Consider the following 18,464-nt stretch of genomic DNA (forward strand, 5'->3'; position numbering starts at 1 on the left):
TTGGGCGTAAAGATTTGTCGTTGATGACAAAGATGTTTGTAATTATCTCCATTCATTTGTCTTCAAGGAATCCTGTGAAAATAGTATTCTTTGGATAATTATCTTCAGTTGAATGGTGGCTGCCAGACGCTTGAGTTTTACGGGTTTTCTCAAATATTCATTTTTAATCGAAAGTTATACGAACAACAAGGCTCTGGATTATCGCTTAGTATTGTTCAGCATATAGCGAAATTATATGGTGGTGAGTTTATGATCAATAGCATTCCTGATCAAGGAACTATATAATTATCACTCTTTCAGAGCCAACCTCGTAAGCGATAGACAAAAGAACCAATATACTCTTTTAAAGCGCTGGTAAATTGGTTTAAGTTGTCGGTATCAGGTAATAAATTCAATATAGCGCCTTTGGGAGTGCTGCCGAGTTCTTGGAGTTCACCCTCACTAACTATAAAGTCAGTGGGTGCAGGAATAGCATTAATTCCTTGACGTTGAAAAATTCTAAGCGATCGCGGCATGTGCATCGCCGAAGTAACTAATAACACCTGATTGATGCCACGTGATTCCAAAATTTTTCGGACATTCACTGCATTTTGATAAGTATTAAGAGATTCAGGTTCCTGAACAATCGCTTCAGATGGAATACCAATAGATGTGAGTACTGTTGCCATATCTGCCGACTCTGATGAACCGCTTCCACGCCAATCAATGCGACCCCCACTGAGGATAATTATAGGCGCTCTTTTTTGGCGATACAGTTGTGCGGCATAAATTACGCGATCGCCTGATTCACTCAAATCGACGGTAGGTCTGGGGGGAAACGCTGATTTGGTTGCGCCACCTAAAACCACAATTGCTTCTGCAACTGGTATTTGGGCGGGTGGCAGATTTTGCCATTCTAGCGATCGCACGAGTGATTTAGCAATCCAACCATTACTGCAAAATAGCAATAAAGTTAGGGCAAAAGCAATTGCGATCGCCGCAGTGCGCGGTCGTTTCCACAACGTGATTAATGCTACTACCAAGCTCACGCAGGCTAATCCTAGTGGATAAAAAAATAGTGGCAGTAATTTGGATAGATATAAAAACATATTGGGGAATAGAGAATGGGAAATAGGGAGATGAGGGAGATGAGGAAGAAGAACTATTGATTATTGCCCGATATCCAATGCCCAATGCCCCATTCCCAAATTATTACTTTTCCCAAAACCTGAGATTGATACTACTTCCAGGAGTGCGACGATAACGGCGGGCACTTCTTCTTGTTTGCCGTTTGTTGATCCTATCGTTCGTTGGTTCAACTTCGCCCTCCTCTGATTCTTCAACTTGCAGCTGAGTTCTAGTTTCTTCCTTACTTCCCCACCAAGCAGTAATCCAGCCTCCAGCTAAAGCACCTATTCCACCTAGTAAGATACTCATGGGTGCTGGATACCCCAAATACACAAAGCCAAGCATGAAAAATAACCAGTATTTCAATCCTGTATCCACGCCATCAGAAGAGGCTACAGTTGGAGGCTGGGGGCTATTATTGGTTACATTTGTGATCCAGCTTAAGATGAAACCGCCCATGATACCTAAAAAGATGCTCAGGGCTGGTGCAGAGCCGGTCATTATTAATATAAATGTTAAAAATGCCCCAAATAACAACTGAGAAAAGAAGCTGGGAGAAATACTGAAAAAATCGTTCTTTTTGTCTGCCATAGAATAAAAAAAGGCTATTAACTAATTCGTTCGCGCAGCGTCTCGTAGAGAAGCGTTAGCAACGTAGGAGCATCTGACTCGCTAACGTAATTCCTAATTTTCGATTCAATTACGAATTACGAATTACGAATTACGAATTATTTTAATTGTGCCTGTTGTGGTTGAGTTGTATCCAAAATCTTTACGTAGGATTGTTCTTCTTCAGTGAAAGGTTCAGCTTGTTTGATTTGTAAGTCTAATAAATCAGCGGTGGCATCAGCAATATCACCAGTGCGATTGTTCAGACGTTCTTTTAGAACTTCTAACGGTGCTGTGCATTGAATAATCTGAAGCGGTAGTTGATACTTCGTAGCTTGAGCGATCGCTTCTTGCCGCAACTGCTGTCGATCATACTTGGCATCCAAAATCACCGAAAAACCTTGTTTAGCCAGGATAATTCCCAATTCCAATAGCCGTGTGTAAGTTTTCTCGGTCATCTCAGGGGTATATAAATCATCGCCACCCTTTTCCCATAAGGGAATTCCCCCTAAATGTTTCCGCACTGCATCAGAACGAAGGTGAATCGCTCCCAGTTGACGGGCTAAATTCCTTGCTGTGGTACTTTTACCAGAGCCTGACAACCCCGACATCAAAATTAGTTGTCCCAGCTTTGGTTTAGTATAGTCCCAAGCCTGTTTGTAATAGTCAGCGGCGGTTTTTGTCGCTTCTTCCTTTACCGTCGCGGGTACACTCGGATCATCTAGCAAAAACGAAGTTACCTTTGCCCGGACATAAGCCTGACGGCTTAAATACAAGGGCAGCACCTGTAAGCCTTCCCAGTCTCCAGTTTGCTCTATGTAGGCATTCAAAAAAGCATTACCCAAGTCTTTGCGCTGCCGCGCTTCCAAATCCATCACCGTAAACGCCACATCGTACATCACATCGACAAAGCGAAACGGCTCATTAAACTCAATGCAATCAAACAGCAGGATTTTATCGTGCCACAACGCAATATTTCTCAGGTGTAAATCCCCGTGACATTCACGAATATAATCGTTTTGAATTCTGTTAGCAAATAATTCTGGATGTTCTGCAAAAAAATTATCTGTATATTGCTTTGTTTCTAGAAACTGCGCCTGAGTCTGCGGGCCACCAATATACTTCTCAGTTTGCTGATAATTTTCATCAATTGCAGCCCGAACTTTTGGCACTTCACCAAAACTGCGAATATAATCATTCGTCTGTGCTTCGGCATGGTATTGAGCCACGACCCGTCCCAACTCTTCTAGGTGTGTCTCATTTAAGTTACCCTGTTCAAAAAGTGTACTTAATAAAGACTCTTGAGGAAACTGGCACATCTTCAGCACGTATTCTACAGCCTCGCCCGTTCCCCCTAACTGATATTTTTCCCCTACCAGAGTTATGGGCAAAACTTCTAAATACAGTTCACCAGCACCCCGTTGATTTAACCGTAACTCTTCCTGACAAAAATGCTGCCGCTTTTCTAAGGTGGAAAAGTCCAAAAAACCAAAATTCACAGGTTTTTTCAGCTTATAAGCGTAATCCCCAGCCAGCAGCACATAAGAAACGTGGGTTTGAATTAGTTGAATGGGTTCTGTTACCGGATGGGGATAAAATCCTGGCTGTAACATTTGCTGAATTAAGACTGGAAGAGTCGCTTCTGTCATCTCTGTCCTCTGCGCTCTCTGCGCCTCTGCGGTTCAAATACAAAAAAACCAGGAGTTCCCCCCTGGTGTCATCAAAAATTATTACACAGTTTACCTAGCTTAAGAAGCTGCCTCAGTTTCAGCTTCTGTCCCAGCATCTTCAGCACTGATTTGTGGTGGCAAAACGCTCACAACAAGTCGTTCTGATTCAGCTAGAGGTGTTACACCTTCAGGAAAGGGTATATCACTAATACTCAAGCTGTCTCCAATTTGCAGGTTAGAGACATCGATTTCAATTACATCTGGGATGTTTTCTGGCGCACAACTCACTTGCAACTCGGAGATTACGGTGTCTAAAACACCACCATCTTGTTTAACACCAATAGCATTTCCCACAAAACGCAGCCGTACTCCTACAGTTGTGTCGCCGTGGCCTGCAACCGCGAAAAAGCTGAGGTGGTAGGGTGTACCTTTTGCTGGATGGATTTGAAGTTCCCGCAGTAGGGCTTTGCCGCGCCAAGGTACATCAGCAACGTTTAACTCAATCAATGTATTGTTGACTGAAACTCTTTTGAGCAAGCGCTCAACAGTTTTGGCATCAATGGTCAAAGAAATTGACTCTGTACCTTTGTGACCGTATAAATTGGCAGGTATCAGTCCAGAACGGCGCAAAGCTCTTGGCTTGCTGCCTTCTGGGCGTTTTTGAGATTCGACTGTAATAGCCATAGAAATATGTGAGTTGTTAATTAGAGTTAGGAGTTAGGAGTTAGAAGTTAGGAGTTAGGAGTTTTGAATTAATTACTTACTCCTCACTCTTAACTCTTAACTTTTAACTAAGCACTGAGCAGGGTAGCAGGTGTGCCGTCAGCCTGCAATAAAGCGCGTTTGGGCCCGTGGATGGGGTCTTCTACGATTATGGTTTGATCGCGGCTTGCTCCTAGTGAGACGATCGCGATCGGGACTTCCATCAATTCAGCGAGGAATTTTAGATAGTCCAGTGCTTGCTGTGGCAAGTCTTCCAGGGTGCGGCAGTGGGTTGTTGACACTTTCCATCCTGGTAAGGTTTTGTAGATGGGGCGACATCTAGCAAATTGACGAGAACTTGTGGGGAAGTGTTCGCTGCGTTGGCCATCTATGTCATAGGCTACACAAACTTGGATTTCCTCTAATTCATCCAGGACATCCAGTTTGGTGAGCGCCATACAATCCATGCCGTTTATCCGCACGGCATAGCGACCAATGACAGCATCAAACCAGCCACAGCGGCGTTTGCGCCCGGTGGTTGTGCCAAATTCGGCACCGCGATCGCACAACAATTCTCCCAACTCTCCATCCAATTCGGTGGGAAATGGTCCCTCTCCCACTCGCGTTGTGTAGGCTTTCGACACTCCAATTACCCGGTCAATCATTGTCGGCCCTACCCCTGTACCAACGCAAGCCCCCCCGGCCACAGGATTAGAGGAGGTGACATAGGGATAAGTTCCATGATCTAGGTCAAGAAGCGTACCTTGTGCACCTTCAAACAAAATATTCCGCCGTCGCTGAATCGCATCGTATATTTTTAACGATGTATCAATAACGTAAGGGCGCAAGCGTTCTGCATAACCCAAATACTGTTCAATTACCTCTTGTGGATCTAGAGGTGGCAAGTTGTAAAGCTTTTCTAAAATGACGTTTTTATAATTAATCGTCCATTCCAACTGCTCACTTAGCCCATCCGGGTTCATCAAGTCTAAAACCCGAATGCCTGTACGTTCAGATTTGTCAGCATAAGTCGGCCCAATGCCCCGACCTGTTGTGCCGATCTTATGGCTTCCCCGTCGTTCTTCGGATGCCTGATCAATCAACCGATGATAAGGCATCGTTACGTGGGCTGTCTCAGATATCAGCAGGTGGTCAGTGGAAATATTTAATTCTTTTAATTGGTCGAGTTCTGCGATCAAAATCTGTGGATCGATGACTGTTCCACAGCCGATAATACAATCGGTATTTGGATACAAAATACCAGAGGGAATCAAGTGCAGCTTAAAGGTCTGACCTTTAACTACAATCGTGTGTCCAGCATTGACACCCCCTTGGTAACGAACCACAACATCTGCGGAACGGCTGAGTAAGTCAGTTATTTTACCTTTTCCTTCATCGCCCCATTGGGCACCTATGACAATGACGTTAGCCAAGAGCTTATATTAAGAAGTAAAGTTTCCACAAACTATAATTATTAACACATTGCTTGAATCATGTCAAGTTTATTGCAGAATAACTTAGTTTTCAATTCAGGCGGTTAGAAACTGCCGCGGTAACGTTAAGTTGACATCAATGCCCTGGTTTTGTTTTGGATTTATGGATAGTGGGAGGTTAATTACAATTCCCTAATTATAGATGCGTTGCAATGCAATCTATCTACAAACATTATGGATAGGCAACTTAATCTGATCCAAACTGCATTGGCTATACTACTGCTCAAAATGAATTTATATTAAAAATTAGCGGATTTATTTGTGATTATTATGTATAAATCATCATCCCAAAAAATCCAGATATTTAAAACTTGAAGAGATTGTATTTTGTTACCCGTGCTGTCACAATCATTAAAATATTCTCAGTATTTACTTTTAATCTTTAATTTTAACTGATGGAGGGCATCTGCGGCAGAAAGGGCGATCGCATGATCAAAAAATGGTATCGAGTCCAAAAGCTGAAAGCAATATTCATCTTAGCGTTAGCAGTTATATTTACTAACGCTGTAGTCTCCTATAGCAACACTGTTAAGCTGATTTACAACCAGCAATGGATGATATACTCCTATGAAGTGGTTACTCAACTTGAAAAGATCCAATCTACACTCAAAGATACTGAAACTGCACAACGTAATTACCTAATTACAGCAGATGCAGATGATCTAAAAACTTATCTTGCAGCTTATCAACAAACTAATAGCAATATTCAGATTCTCAGCAAGTTAACTGCCCAGAACCATCAAAAGCAGCAGTGGATTTTTTTGTTGGAGCCAAAAATTAGCAACAGGCTCAACATCCTGCAACAAGAAATTTACCTCAGGCAAAACCAGGGATTTGAAGCAGTTCGGCAGCGAATCTTATCTGACAAAGACAAGCAAATTGGCAAAGAAATCCAACAGCTTATTCACGACTCTTTAGAGCTAGAGCAAAATTTATTACAGCAGGGAATGCAGCAGTCACAAGCAAATTCTCAAAAGGCGATAGTCACATTTTTTATCGCTGCTGTTGTGGATTTAGTCCTGGTGGGGCTGCTGTATGACTTGTTGTGGCGTTATATCAAGCAACTTCAGCAGACGGAACTGGCCCTACGCCAAAGCGAAAATCGTTTACGAGCCATGATAGATGCAGAGCCAGAATGCATCAAGTTAATTGCCAGGGATGGCACCATTTTAGAAATTAATGCCTATGGGCTTGCAATGCTGGAAGTGGAAAGTGCTGATGTTTTGATTGGTAAACCAGCTGATGCTGTAATTTTACCAGAGTATAGAGCAGCCTTTGCCGACTTGCATAAAAATATCTGCCAAGGTAACAAAGGGACTTTGGAGTTTGAAATCGTTGGATTTAAAGGTACCCGCCGCTACATGGAAACTCATGCCGTACCACTGCGTAACGAATTTGATGGTACGTTTATCCATTTGGCACTGACGCGAGATATAACCCAGCAAAAACAGGCAGAACAGAAAATCCGTGAACAAGCAGCGCTGCTGGATGTATCAACTGACGCGATTCTGGTGCGAAATATCCACAACCAAATCTTGTTTTGGAATAAAGGTGCTGAACGTCTATACGGCTGGAAGGCTGAGGAAGCTGTGGGCAAAAATGTTGTGCAACTTTTGTATAAAGACATTTCACCACAGTTAGAAGATGCTTACTTGAAGGTAATGAAAGCGGGTGAGTGGCGCGGTGAGTTGCATCAACTAACAAGGGAAGGCAAAGTAATTATCCTTGAAAGTCGGTGGACACTGATCCGACATGATAATGGACAACCCAAATCCATTTTGAGTGTGAACACCGAGATTACGCAGCAGAAACAATTGGAAGCTCAACTTCTGCGATCGCAACGTTTGGAGAGTATCGGCACCCTAGCTGGCGGTATCGCCCATGACCTCAACAATATACTATCCCCAATTTTAATGTCAGTTCAACTGTTGCAGAAGAAATTGCCCGATTCGCAGAGTCAGCAAATACTGCAAACCCTAGAAAATAATGTCAAACGCGGTGCTAATTTGCTCAAGCAAGTGTTGTCCTTTGCACGGGGTATTGAAGGTAAACAGACAATTGTCCAAATTCAGCCTTTGATGGCAGAAATTGAGCAAATTATCGTTCAAACATTCCCCAAATCCATCATCTGCCAGACAGATATTCCCAAGAACCTATGGTATGTGCGTGGAGACACAACTCAACTACATCAAGTGCTGATAAATTTAGTAGTCAACGCCCGCGATGCTATGCCTAGTGGCGGTATATTGAGGATGGCGGCAGAAAATCTGGTGATTGGTGAACATTCTGCCCAGATAAATATTGATGCTAAAGTGGGTTCTTATATTGCGATCGTGGTGACGGATACTGGTATGGGGATGTCGTCGGAAGTCCAGCAACGGATTTTTGAACCATTTTTCACTACCAAAGAGGTAGGCAAAGGTACAGGTTTAGGACTTTCCACGGCGTTGGGTATTATTAAAAATCACGGTGGTTTTGTCAATGTTTACAGTCAAGTAAATAGAGGTACTCAATTTACAGTGTACTTGCCTGCCTCAACATTCAGAGATACACATTCGCTGTCTCTAGAATTGGAATCAGTTACAGGAGATGGCTAATTTATATTGCTGGTGAAAATATCACAGACTACAAAAATCCTATCAACCAAAACTTTCTGCCCACGTTGAAAAATGGTTAATAGAAATAAAGAATATCAGTTAATATGATACGCCGTTATCACTATTTTCTGATCTGGACTATATACGGGATCGACTCTTGGGTATTGGTTATGAATCCACCATACCTTTATTCTATTAGACTGTGCAGGTGCGCTACCTGAGATTGGAGATATTTTTCAGGTTTGCGGTTTCTAACATAGTCTTAATTTCAATACCCAATAGGGATTTTAGTAAGTTTCAAGCGTTTCAATACCCAATAGGGATTTTTAGAGAATTTTTACTATCAGCCAAAAATTAGCGATCGCTTAGTAATAATAGGAACAGGATCTTTATAGCGGTTAATTTCTCCCTGTGTTTCTGCTATTTCAACTAAACTAATTTTGTTTGAGCTAACCGCAGTGGGTTTAAATGTGAGAAAAATCAAACTACTGGCTTTGATATTAATTAGTTTGACAATGGTGTTGTGGTTTAATTTGCGTTCTTCAACACCGTCAATACTAACTGTTGCATCTTCACCACCAAAAACTATTCGCTACTTCGAGCGCACTTTGTCTCAAAGCATAGCTCACATCGTGTTAATTCCAGCTAACAGCAGATTTTTGGTAACTCCTGCATTATCACAGAAGGTAGCCACTGTAGAGGAATTTGCCCAGAAGCATCGAGCCGTAGCTATTTTGAATGCAGGCTTTTTTGACCCAGTTAACCAAAAATCGACATCTTACGTTGTCAGACAAGGGAAGTTGGTAGCTGACCCCAAGGAAAATGAGCGACTGGTGAACAATCCCAACTTAAAACCTTACCTGGGTCAAATATTCAATCGTGCAGAATTTCGCAGCTACTTATGTGGGCAAACTATCAGTTATTCTATTGCCCTACACAGTCAGTCACCACCAGCAGGTTGTCAGTTAGTCGATGCTATAGGTGCTGGCCCACGCCTATTACCAGACATCACGTTAGTAAAAGAGGGCTTTGTGGATAATTCCAATAAACGAGATGCACTTGGCAGCAACCAACCCAACGCCAGAACTGCTGTGGGTATCACTCGTGATGGCAGCGTTATTTTAGTTATGGTGGCTCAAAAACCCTCGGCTCCCGCGAACTCTGGGATATCCTTACCAGCATTAGCTGATTTTATGAAAACTCTTGGTGCTGATCAAGCAATGAATCTGGATGGTGGGAGTTCGTCTTCACTTTATTACAAGGGCAAAACCTTTTACGGGAAGGTTGATTTGGAAGGAAATCCTATCAAGCGTCCCGTGAAGTCAGTTTTGCTGGTTCAGGAAAACTAGTATTGAATGCTATCTGAGGTAGCAAGACTTTACTACCCTCTTACCGCCGACTGCGAAAACCTTGTCTTCCATTAACTTGGTCAAAGAGGACATCGTATTTATCAAAAAAGGCGATGCCAGTATTTACAAATATAGGAAGTTCTGCTTGTGGCGAAATACTCAAATTCCAGCGATTAAATCCGTCGCGGGTTCCTGGTGTCAGGCTGTAATCAAAAATGCTATTAATTGCTACTTTCAGAGCATTTGCTGAACGTAACACTCCTGGCTTGAGCTTACCTGCTGTAGAAGCTGACTTGAATTCAGTCAAACCATTAATAGTTCCAGTATCAGTGATCATTTTGCCATTACAAAGATTTTTAGCAGAACTCCCAGCAATAGTTAAACAAACTTTGCTCAGTTGAGAGTCCCATCTATTACCGGGCACACCATTAATTTCGCTTTGTTTACTCCAAGCAGCCATTTTGAAACCTGCTTGATTATTGGCAGTCAAACCGAGAATTAGGCTGCCATTATTGTTACTACCACCATTTCCAATCACCATAAATCCGTTACTCAGATTTCCTGGTAATTTTCTCAACGGATTATAGGGAAGTGACTTTTCAAAATAGTTGACACCGATAATACCAGAAAATGGCGCACCACTCTTTGCTGAACAATTAGGCTTTTGGGCAATACATTGGCGGCTAGTAACAACTTGTACCGGAACTGGTTCTGCGGCGGGAAGCAAACCAAACCGGACATTGGTATAAACTAATTCTCCCTCTAAGAGAGTACCATCACTTAATACTTCCTTGATATTTTGTCCTGTTCTGCGGATAGGAGCATTACCTAAAAACTCTTTGGGAACTCGCAGCCCTGCTGACCCTGTATCTAATAAGATACGCTTTGGTTGACCATTTGCGATCGCTATTTCCAGAAAATAGCCGCGAACCCGTTGTCCAAGGGAAGGTTTTGTGTATAAAGGTAGGGATATGGTATCAAAAGTTGGCTTGCGGGGTGTATTTTGAGAGATGTCGCGCAACACTGGATTTGGAAAAAGAGCCGCAAAAGCTGACTGGCGTTGCGCTGCTGGTTCAGGCGCGATATCCCAAAGGCTTTCGTAGTAGAAAAAGCCGCTACCTAAACCGCGTTGTTGCGCTGCTTGCACCTGGGATTGGATTTGTGGCATGGAAACTGGGCGATTTCGTAACCCCGCCATAATACCGATACCAGTTGGGATGATTTTTTGGGTTTCTAAAATTTCTGGGCGGGTAATTTGAGCGATAAAACTTTCTAAATCATTACGGTATACCTGCATGACTAACTCATCGACAATACCTAACCGTACCCAGTTAAGCCAGTCTTGCAGTTGCAGCTTGTAGGCAAAATCATAGTAATTAGGAGAAACTGAGAAGATAGCATTCGGTTTTCTAGCTTTCACAGTTTGGTGGAGGTCTACCATGAATGCAGTGATTTTATCTGCCCGCCATTTTATCCATGCTTGGGCTTGGGGATTCGGTGGGGGAGGATTGCCCGTTTCTTGAGTATATAGACTAATTGTGTATTTATCGTAACCAAAATCCACAGGTAAACTCATGTGGTCGTCAAATTGAACGCCATCAGCATCGTATTGAGTAATGACTTCCATCACGAGTTCGGTGATCAACTTTTGCACTTCCGGGTGAAACGGATTCAACCACGCTACCTCACCCGCAGCACTAATTGAAGTTTGAGTCCCATCCCGTTTTTGTGTCAGCCAATCTGGATGCTGGGATGCGAGTTCCGAACTTAGGGGAACCATGAAACCAAATTCAAACCAAGGAATTGCTAGTAGCCCTTCTCTGCGGGCTTGGCTGATAATGTCTGCAATCACATCTTGTCCATCTGTTCCTTTGAAGAAGAAGGGAATACCCTTTTTTTGCATGATGGCACTGGGGTAATGGGTATAGCCATCGTTCCAGACTACTGGATAAACGGTGTTAAAGTTTAGCTGCCGCAATTGGCTCATGGCTGCTTGCACCTTTGAGCGATTTCTGAAAACGTTAAAATCGTTACCACTCAGCCATACCCCCCGAATTTCTTGACGAGGTTGAGGAGGTAGTTGGGCAAAGCTAGGGGCAAAGCTGTTGATTAGCAATACCGTAACGAATGATATCAGACATAATAATGGCAGCAAACGCTTCCTTAAAAGCCACCAACCTTGATGAATGAAAGGCGATGTCTGACGACTAGGCGCAACTCTACCAGACGCTTTGCGTAGCTTGCTGCGATACAGGAATAAGCTACGCACGGTGTTAACTAGTAAGTTGGTTAGAGTAGCATTGATTTCTATGCTTTTTTCCCAAAACTGATTTGTCATTACTTCTGCTGACTAAATGAGGTTAATTGGTTATATTCATTCCATATAAACGTTAAATTGCTACACCAGGAAAACTGATACAGTAATTTAGCTGCAAGATAGTTGACGCAGTTATAGGGTTTGTGGTGCCAAATAGAAATGTTTCAAATACAACCTCTAATAAATTCTCGCTGCTCTCATGCCTACGCCTGGTAGATTTTTTGCATAGCACCATTCCTCCTATTGGAATTAAGTCAGAATAATAATAGGCAATCATAGAGGGTGCTGTTATGTTTCGTCTAACTCAAATTGTTCGGAACTTGTTCCTTCGTCTTCAAGGCTTGTTTGGTGTTTTATTCAAAAGTGTTTCCAATGCTGTAGGAAATTTATTTGGTTTTTTTGCCAACCTGTTCGGATTTACAAGGTCTGATTATTTCTTGGAATCGGATGAGGCGCAAGGTATAAAGCAAGCTTCTGCAAAAGAGCCAATTAAAACGAATCAGGATAACACTTCTAAAATTTCTGCCACTAACCGCCGTCGTCCTAATGCCAAAATTGACGACTACTACCTCAATATGGCTCGCGATGTGAAAAAGAACTAATAAAAGCCATCAATTGGAGGGTGATTTTAGTAACGCGTTAGCGTACCACTCCGTGGAAGCAAGCTACGCGGAGCATCTCGTAGAGAAACTCGCCGTAGGCATCGCTTTGCCAGGATAATATCATCTCAATTAGGCTTGACACAAGGACTCAGAAGACTTTTAGCCTGCACTATGCCTTGTTGGTTAGCAGTGCACAGGCTACGCCTATGCACTGCAAGGAAAAGGTAGAGGCTACCAATTAATTGGGTATGTTTTGAAACTACTCCTTTAGCCTCCTAACTTTTTAGATCCCCCTCAATCCCTTCCATCCATAATTTACTAGCACTTGTGTGTACACCGTAACCGCAGACTTTAAAAATGGCACCTTAGCCGATTACTCAAATGACTGGGCGATTTTGAAGCTCAACAAGCCTATCGGTAAAAAATATTGTTATTTGGGCTGGAAATCCCTACCATCTTCTGGTTTGGTTGGCGATACGAAAAAGTTCGCTTTGGTAGGCTATTCTGGTGATTTTCCCAACCCCAAGAAAAAAGGTTATGAAAATCTAAGTGCTGGTGAAAGTATAACTAACTGCTGGCGTTCACCTGGAATGCAGTATCCTCCAATTTGTTGTATCACAACTGTGATACTAATCACGGTACTTCTGGAGGTGCAATTATCAGTAATATAAACGGCAAGTATTATATTTTAGCGCTCCACTCCGCTTCAAACCAGGTTAATGGCTTGCTGTTAAACCGTGCGGTAGAAATGTCTCGCTTGGATGAGTGATTGCAACGGAATTAAGGACTAAAGTCCTTACTACGAACTTGCTTACCCATCAATTTAAATTTGACAAACTACTAGAAACTAAGCAGAATTCTAATTATTTTGTGCCTAGTTCTCTAATTTTTTGGTGGTGCATGAGCATAGTATCAGTTTTCTCAAAAACTTCCGCCTGCACTGCTTATAGTGTGAGAGCGTTTTTCTGAAAAATCATCCAGCCACAATTAACGGATTTGTATGTGCGTAGGCGTAGCCCGCCACAGGCATCGCACATACAATAATAACTATATCCAGCTTGAGGCTGGACAATAGCTAAAGATATTTTTGAGATTGAATGTTTACTTGATTTTTAACTTACTAAATCAACTAAGGCGTTGCTTTGAAAGCGGACTATAGACGAAACTGAGCAACCGCGATAATTCTCAGAGGTGAATACTGATAGTGTGATATTAGCTTGACCGGGATCTAAGATGCGTTTTACCTTGCAGATTTGCATTTTGTTGTTGCAGTAAGCAACAATGCGATCGCCAGCTTTGACTTCCAACGCTTGAATTTTCAATTAATACCAACCTTGCCAGGAATTTGCTTAGTTAAAGGAAAAATATATTGCTATATTTCACTTGCTCAACAATAGCAATGTTTATTTAGTGTAACACAAAAATTAAAATCTTTCAATGCTATCAATTTAATCTTGATAATGTCAAGTTTATTTTTGCTCAAAACACTATATAAATGCTGGATTTTCAGAAAATATGGATAAAATCCCAACCTTTGTGCAGCTTCTCGGTCGGAGCCTATGTTAAATCATCCCACGGCTTTTCATGAAAAGCCGTGGAATTTCGAGTCATTAGTCATTAGTACCAATGACTAATGACTAAATCGGCGGGCCGCTATCCTGGACACCCCTCTTGTTGGGATGGGATTCCCGCCGATGTTCATTATTTCTTCGAGTATAGATTTTTATTTCTATGTTTTTGTTACAATTAATGAAATTTTTACCTAAAAATACCACTATGGCTTTATATGCTGAATTACATAGGCACCTGGGCGGCTCGGTCGTACCCAGAGTTTTATGGCGATATTTCGAGCGACATTCTTCGGAGTTGATTTCCCGCTTTGCGGACTATTCAGAATTTGAAGATTTTTATACTCGCCCACGCAACACCCTGGATGAGTATTTAGAATTACACACTCTCGTAGAAAGTGTGCAAACTGTGGAGACTTTGCCTTACTTTATCTATCGCTTGGTGCGGGGTGCTTACATTTTTGAAAATTTGGCTTACCTGGAACTGCGTTACACTCCATATTTGCGTACACCTGAGCATCTGAATCAATCACAGAGAATTGACAAGATGACAGAAATTGTGGAAGTAGTAGGACTTGCTAGCCACCAGCCAGAATATCCGATTGTTACTAGCCAAATTCTCTGTATGCACACGCGTCTACCCTATGAGGTGAACAAGGCGATTGTTGATTTGGCGGCGCAAAATAAGCAGTATGTCTGTGCAGTAGATGTAGCGGGGGGTGATAGCTATTATGCCGATCGCTTAGAAGAATGGATTAGCTTATATGATTATGCGCGATCGCAGGGCGTTAACACCACGGGACATTTATATGAAACCACTGCTGGCTGTTACCCCGAACTCTTACCCTATCTCATGCGAATCGGTCACGGCATCCAAATTCCCTTACTATATCCAGAGTTACTTAATGATGTCGCTAAACGCGGACAGTGTTTAGAGGTTTGCCCCACAACTTACCTGAAAACTGGTACTTTGCAGGATATCCGTCAACTCAAATTAGTTTTTGATCGTTGTTTTGAAGCTGGGGTAGATATCGCTATCTGTACCGATAATGCTGGGTTGCACAATGTGCGTCTACCATTTGAGTATGAGAATCTCTTGACTTATAACATTATCAGTTTTGCCCAACTACAAGCTTGTCAGGATGCAGCTTTCCGTCATGCTTTTGCTTGGCCTTACAGTCAACGTCCCGCATCCCTGTTGAATGGGTTACTGAAACCTGAACCACCTAAAGTTCTGACGCGATAGTAATTAACCACCATCTAGAGGTAAGCAGAAAGTAAGATAATTCAATGTTAATTAATGTTGCAATCAGTTAGTTTTGATGATGCCGTAGAGAAAGCTGTAATGCACAGTAGATATCTTGCAAAAGTAAATTTTTTAGGGATTAAACCACAGATACACGCAGATATTTCATCGGTGTTTATCTGTGGTTTCCTTTTCGCTAATTCAGATTTTTGTTAGAAGTCTAATGTGCAGTACAAAAACTAGCAATTATGCAATAAATAGACTTGGATTGAGATAGAAATCCTAAATCATTCGTGAAAAAAATCTATTGCCTATTGCCTACCTCGACGACAATTTCACAACCCAAATAGGATTGCTATATATCTGAGTTAAGTTTAAGCGGCGACACCTTCTGTAGCACCACCGATTGAAATCCAAGCTGCAAGACCACCTTTGATTTCTGCTACCTCAGCAAACCCTTGCCCTCTTAGAATTTGTGCAGCCTGGGTTGTATGTTCGTCACTGTCGCCATAGATATAAATATGGCGTTCTTTATGTAGAGCAGATTTGGCTCTAGATACCAAATCGTTTAATGGGATGGGTATTGCTCCACTGATCCGACCGTGATTGTAGGTGTGGCGATCGCGCACATCAACAATTGTAAAACCTGGTTGACCCCATTGCAAACGGGTCTTTAACTCATGGACATCAGCAACTAAGTTATTACTCATAAGTTTTCTGGTTCATCACCTCACAAGCAATTTATCAAAAATCCCCCTTTAATTGAGTTTTCTTTACAATTAATAAAAATTTCTCGTAAATTCGTCTGCTTATTTATCCAAGCTACGGGAAGCTAAAGCTACATCTCCCCCAGTCTTCTTCTTCTCTACGAGAAGCACAAGATCCCCGTAAAGGTACAATTTTTAATTTTTAACTTTTAATTGATTTCTCCCTCCACTTCCCTTGCACCCAGAAGCTATAAACTATAATTTATGGCATCTACTATTCAAGCTCTACCAACAGAAGTCGTATATCTCATTACAGCTGGTGAGGTAATCGACTCTTTTGCTTCTGTGGTGCGGGAATTGGTAGAAAATTCCCTAGACGCAGGTGCAACGCGAATTGTGGTTTCTTTATGGCCGCAGCAATGGCGAATTCGTGTTGCAGATAATGGTTGTGGAATGAACCTAGATGATTTGCAACAAGCAGCCACAGCCCACAGCACCAGTAAAATTCGCTCTGGTGCCGATTTATGGAAAATTAACAGTTTGGGGTTTCGTGGTGAGGCGTTACACAGTTTAACGACTTTGGCAGATTTGGAAATTTTGAGTCGTCCTGTGGGTGGAAACTTAGGATGGCGGATTAGCTATGGCGATAGCGGGGAAGTTGTGCAAGTTGAAGTAACTGCGATCGCACCTGGTACAGTGGTGACAGTTTCTCATCTTTTCGGTAATTGCTCATCTCGTCGTCAGGGATTACCCACAGCAGCACAGCAAATGAAAGCCGTGCAAGCCACAATTCACCAAATTGCCCTATGTCATCCTCACGTTACTTGGCAGATTTGGCAAAATGACCGTCAATGGTTCACCATCTCTCCAGCTGCGACAACTGGGCAATTGCTACCACAGATTTTACCCCAAGTGCGACAAGGTGATTTGCAAGAAGTCAAACTCGAAATACCCAACCCTCCCAACTCTTGTACAGACGCGATGAATCGCGTCTCTCCCCACTCAGCACTCAATTTAGTGGTAGGATTACCCGATCGCTGTCATCGTCATCGTCCAGATTGGGTACGTGTAGCCATTAACGGACGGATGGTTAAAACACCAGAACTAGAGCAAACGATATTATCAGCATTTCACAGAACATTACCACGCGATCGCTATCCAATTTGTTTCTTACATCTTGCCATTTCTCCCGATCAAATTAATTGGAATCGCAATCCAGCGAAAACAGAGATTTATCTCAACGAAATCATTTATTGGCAAGAACAAATTACCCAAGCAATTAACCAAGCACTCAGCATTTCTTCTCCCAACCTCAAAGAAGCTGTTCACACGACGCGAGTTAGTAAATTACTCAAAGCCGCAGAAGCAAAAGGCAGCTACAATTTCAATTCTCAAAATCCTAACGAAAATCCCAAAACTCCTAACTCCTCACTCCCAACTCCTAACTCTTTAAAAGCTGTCGCTCAAGTTAGTAACACCTATATTGTGGCTGAACATCCAGGTGGTATGTGGTTAGTAGAACAGCACATTGCCCATGAGCGAGTTTTGTATGAGCAATTATGCGATGATTGGCAACTTGTCCCTGTCGAACCGCCAATCATTCTTTATCAATTGTCACCAGCGCAAGTATCACAACTACAACGCATCAGTTTAGAAATAGAACCCTTTGGCGAACAACTTTGGGCAGTGCGAAACATACCCGCACCTTTGCAACAGCGAGACGACTGTGCAGAAGCAATTTTAGAACTTAGCTGGGGAGGTGATTTACAAACAGCCCAAGTAGCTGTCGCTTGTCGCAGTGCCATTCGTAATGGTACACCTATGAACCAAGAAGAAATGCAGACACTTTTAGATAATTGGCAACGCACTCGCAACCCTCGCACCTGTCCCCACGGACGACCAATTTATCTATCCTTAGAAGAATCAGCTTTAGCGCGATTTTTCCGGCGTAATTGGGTAATTGGTAAAAGTCATGGAATTTGATGTTTTCAGTAATGCCAATACTAGACCAAAGTGGACATTAATTAATTAATGTCCACTTTGCCCCGCAGAATATCCGCCGCTCCCATTAAAAAGTTTTCTAACTGGGAAAGTGTAATTTTATTTATATTCATTTACGTTAATGTTTAAATCTTTACAAGATTTAAGTAATTGTTAGGTGGGATTAGAGGGAAATTCTAATTTACTCCTTTTTGGTACTTCACCATCTCCCCAAACATCAAAAAACACCTTTGACACCAATTCACAAAAATCCTGATACATATAGATTTATCGTAGAGGGCAAGGCGCAATGCCCATACGTGTCAACTTAAGCTAAAACGCTTATTACACAGGCGTTTTACCCCCCTTAATCCCCCTTATAAAGGGGGGAAACAAGAAAATCCAGTTCCCTCCCTAATACATACGGGGAGGGTTCGGGTCTGACAGGTGTAGGTTTTTTACACAGGTGTGAGTATTCATTAGTATTGCTGTAAAGATAGGTATGAAACCAGGGTCG

General features: G+C 42.2%; 14 protein-coding genes. 6 read left to right on the forward strand and 8 right to left on the reverse strand.

Translation table 11 applies throughout. The features are described 5' to 3' along the window. Positions 1–296 precede the first annotated feature (296 nt). The 5 genes from ACEYW6_RS22515 to ACEYW6_RS22535 all read right to left on the reverse strand — a co-directional run bounded on the left by ACEYW6_RS22515 (position 297) and on the right by ACEYW6_RS22535 (position 5,521). Positions 297–1,088 (reverse strand): YdcF family protein, encoded by a 792-nt coding sequence (locus ACEYW6_RS22515; protein ID WP_412981505.1) that lies wholly within the window; start codon positions 1,086–1,088, stop codon positions 297–299. 103 nt (positions 1,089–1,191) lie between these two features. After that, positions 1,192–1,698, reverse strand: a complete 507-nt coding sequence (locus ACEYW6_RS22520; RefSeq protein WP_196509859.1) for a hypothetical protein — start codon at positions 1,696–1,698, stop codon at positions 1,192–1,194. A gap of 137 nt (positions 1,699–1,835) precedes the next feature. Continuing rightward, positions 1,836–3,365: an AAA family ATPase gene (locus tag ACEYW6_RS22525; RefSeq protein ID WP_412981506.1), complete on the reverse strand. Its 1,530-nt coding sequence runs from the start codon at positions 3,363–3,365 to the stop codon at positions 1,836–1,838. 99 nt (positions 3,366–3,464) lie between these two features. After that, positions 3,465–4,070 carry a 50S ribosomal protein L25/general stress protein Ctc gene (locus tag ACEYW6_RS22530; protein ID WP_412981507.1) on the reverse strand — a complete coding sequence of 202 codons (606 nt, stop codon included), beginning with the start codon at positions 4,068–4,070 and terminating at the stop codon, positions 3,465–3,467. A 107-nt stretch (positions 4,071–4,177) separates the two neighbouring features. Next, the gene (locus ACEYW6_RS22535) at positions 4,178–5,521 is read right to left on the reverse strand and encodes an adenylosuccinate synthase (protein WP_412981508.1); all 1,344 of its coding nucleotides are present in this window, start codon (positions 5,519–5,521) and stop codon (positions 4,178–4,180) included. 455 nt (positions 5,522–5,976) lie between these two features. Here ACEYW6_RS22535 and ACEYW6_RS22540 point away from each other — a divergent pair, with 455 nt between their 5' ends. Both ACEYW6_RS22540 and ACEYW6_RS22545 read left to right on the forward strand, forming a co-directional pair. Further along, on the forward strand, positions 5,977–8,178 hold the full coding sequence (locus ACEYW6_RS22540; protein ID WP_412981509.1) for a PAS domain S-box protein: 2,202 nt from the start codon (positions 5,977–5,979) through the stop codon (positions 8,176–8,178). Between the two features lie 470 nt (positions 8,179–8,648). Next, positions 8,649–9,527 (forward strand): phosphodiester glycosidase family protein, encoded by an 879-nt coding sequence (locus ACEYW6_RS22545; RefSeq protein WP_412981510.1) that lies wholly within the window; start codon positions 8,649–8,651, stop codon positions 9,525–9,527. 40 nt (positions 9,528–9,567) lie between these two features. On the opposite strand, the gene ACEYW6_RS22550 is transcribed toward ACEYW6_RS22545, so the two are convergent. Next, positions 9,568–11,865, reverse strand: a complete 2,298-nt coding sequence (locus tag ACEYW6_RS22550) for a glycoside hydrolase family 10 protein (protein ID WP_412981511.1) — start codon at positions 11,863–11,865, stop codon at positions 9,568–9,570. 269 nt (positions 11,866–12,134) lie between these two features. On the opposite strand from ACEYW6_RS22550, the gene ACEYW6_RS22555 reads away from it, so the two are divergent. Both ACEYW6_RS22555 and ACEYW6_RS22560 read left to right on the forward strand, forming a co-directional pair. Beyond that, positions 12,135–12,446, forward strand: coding sequence for a threonine dehydratase (locus tag ACEYW6_RS22555; protein WP_190890349.1), 312 nt, complete (start codon positions 12,135–12,137; stop codon positions 12,444–12,446). Positions 12,447–12,775: 329 nt separating this feature from the next. Beyond that, positions 12,776–13,117 carry a hypothetical protein gene (locus ACEYW6_RS22560; protein ID WP_412981512.1) on the forward strand — a complete coding sequence of 114 codons (342 nt, stop codon included), beginning with the start codon at positions 12,776–12,778 and terminating at the stop codon, positions 13,115–13,117. Positions 13,118–13,558: 441 nt separating this feature from the next. Here the strand turns inward: ACEYW6_RS22560 and ACEYW6_RS22565 are convergent, their stop codons facing one another. Further along, complete coding sequence (locus tag ACEYW6_RS22565; protein WP_190890347.1) at positions 13,559–13,768, reverse strand: hypothetical protein; 210 nt, start codon at positions 13,766–13,768, stop codon at positions 13,559–13,561. Between the two features lie 454 nt (positions 13,769–14,222). Here ACEYW6_RS22565 and ACEYW6_RS22570 point away from each other — a divergent pair, with 454 nt between their 5' ends. Beyond that, positions 14,223–15,260 (forward strand): adenosine deaminase, encoded by a 1,038-nt coding sequence (locus ACEYW6_RS22570; RefSeq protein ID WP_412981513.1) that lies wholly within the window; start codon positions 14,223–14,225, stop codon positions 15,258–15,260. A gap of 374 nt (positions 15,261–15,634) precedes the next feature. On the opposite strand, the gene ACEYW6_RS22575 is transcribed toward ACEYW6_RS22570, so the two are convergent. Continuing rightward, positions 15,635–15,970: a rhodanese-like domain-containing protein gene (locus tag ACEYW6_RS22575; RefSeq protein ID WP_196510361.1), complete on the reverse strand. Its 336-nt coding sequence runs from the start codon at positions 15,968–15,970 to the stop codon at positions 15,635–15,637. Positions 15,971–16,231: 261 nt separating this feature from the next. On the opposite strand from ACEYW6_RS22575, the gene mutL reads away from it, so the two are divergent. Then, positions 16,232–17,950 (forward strand): DNA mismatch repair endonuclease MutL, encoded by a 1,719-nt coding sequence (mutL, locus tag ACEYW6_RS22580; protein ID WP_412981514.1) that lies wholly within the window; start codon positions 16,232–16,234, stop codon positions 17,948–17,950. Positions 17,951–18,464: the final 514 nt, after the last annotated feature.

This window comes from Nostoc sp. UIC 10607 (assembly GCF_047228265.1).
In the GTDB taxonomy this organism is placed as follows: domain Bacteria; phylum Cyanobacteriota; class Cyanobacteriia; order Cyanobacteriales; family Nostocaceae; genus Nostoc; species Nostoc foliaceum_A.

Coding starts and splice junctions, on each gene's coding strand:
- ACEYW6_RS22515 (WP_412981505.1), bottom strand. CDS start 1,088: ATGTTTTTATATCTATCCAAATTACTGCCACTATTTTTTTATCCACTA.
- ACEYW6_RS22520 (WP_196509859.1), bottom strand. CDS start 1,698: ATGGCAGACAAAAAGAACGATTTTTTCAGTATTTCTCCCAGCTTCTTT.
- ACEYW6_RS22525 (WP_412981506.1), bottom strand. CDS start 3,365: ATGACAGAAGCGACTCTTCCAGTCTTAATTCAGCAAATGTTACAGCCA.
- ACEYW6_RS22530 (WP_412981507.1), bottom strand. CDS start 4,070: ATGGCTATTACAGTCGAATCTCAAAAACGCCCAGAAGGCAGCAAGCCA.
- ACEYW6_RS22540 (WP_412981509.1), top strand. CDS start 5,977: ATGGAGGGCATCTGCGGCAGAAAGGGCGATCGCATGATCAAAAAATGG.
- ACEYW6_RS22550 (WP_412981511.1), bottom strand. CDS start 11,865: ATGACAAATCAGTTTTGGGAAAAAAGCATAGAAATCAATGCTACTCTA.
- ACEYW6_RS22555 (WP_190890349.1), top strand. CDS start 12,135: ATGTTTCGTCTAACTCAAATTGTTCGGAACTTGTTCCTTCGTCTTCAA.
- ACEYW6_RS22570 (WP_412981513.1), top strand. CDS start 14,223: ATGGCTTTATATGCTGAATTACATAGGCACCTGGGCGGCTCGGTCGTA.
- ACEYW6_RS22575 (WP_196510361.1), bottom strand. CDS start 15,970: ATGAGTAATAACTTAGTTGCTGATGTCCATGAGTTAAAGACCCGTTTG.
- mutL (WP_412981514.1), top strand. CDS start 16,232: ATGGCATCTACTATTCAAGCTCTACCAACAGAAGTCGTATATCTCATT.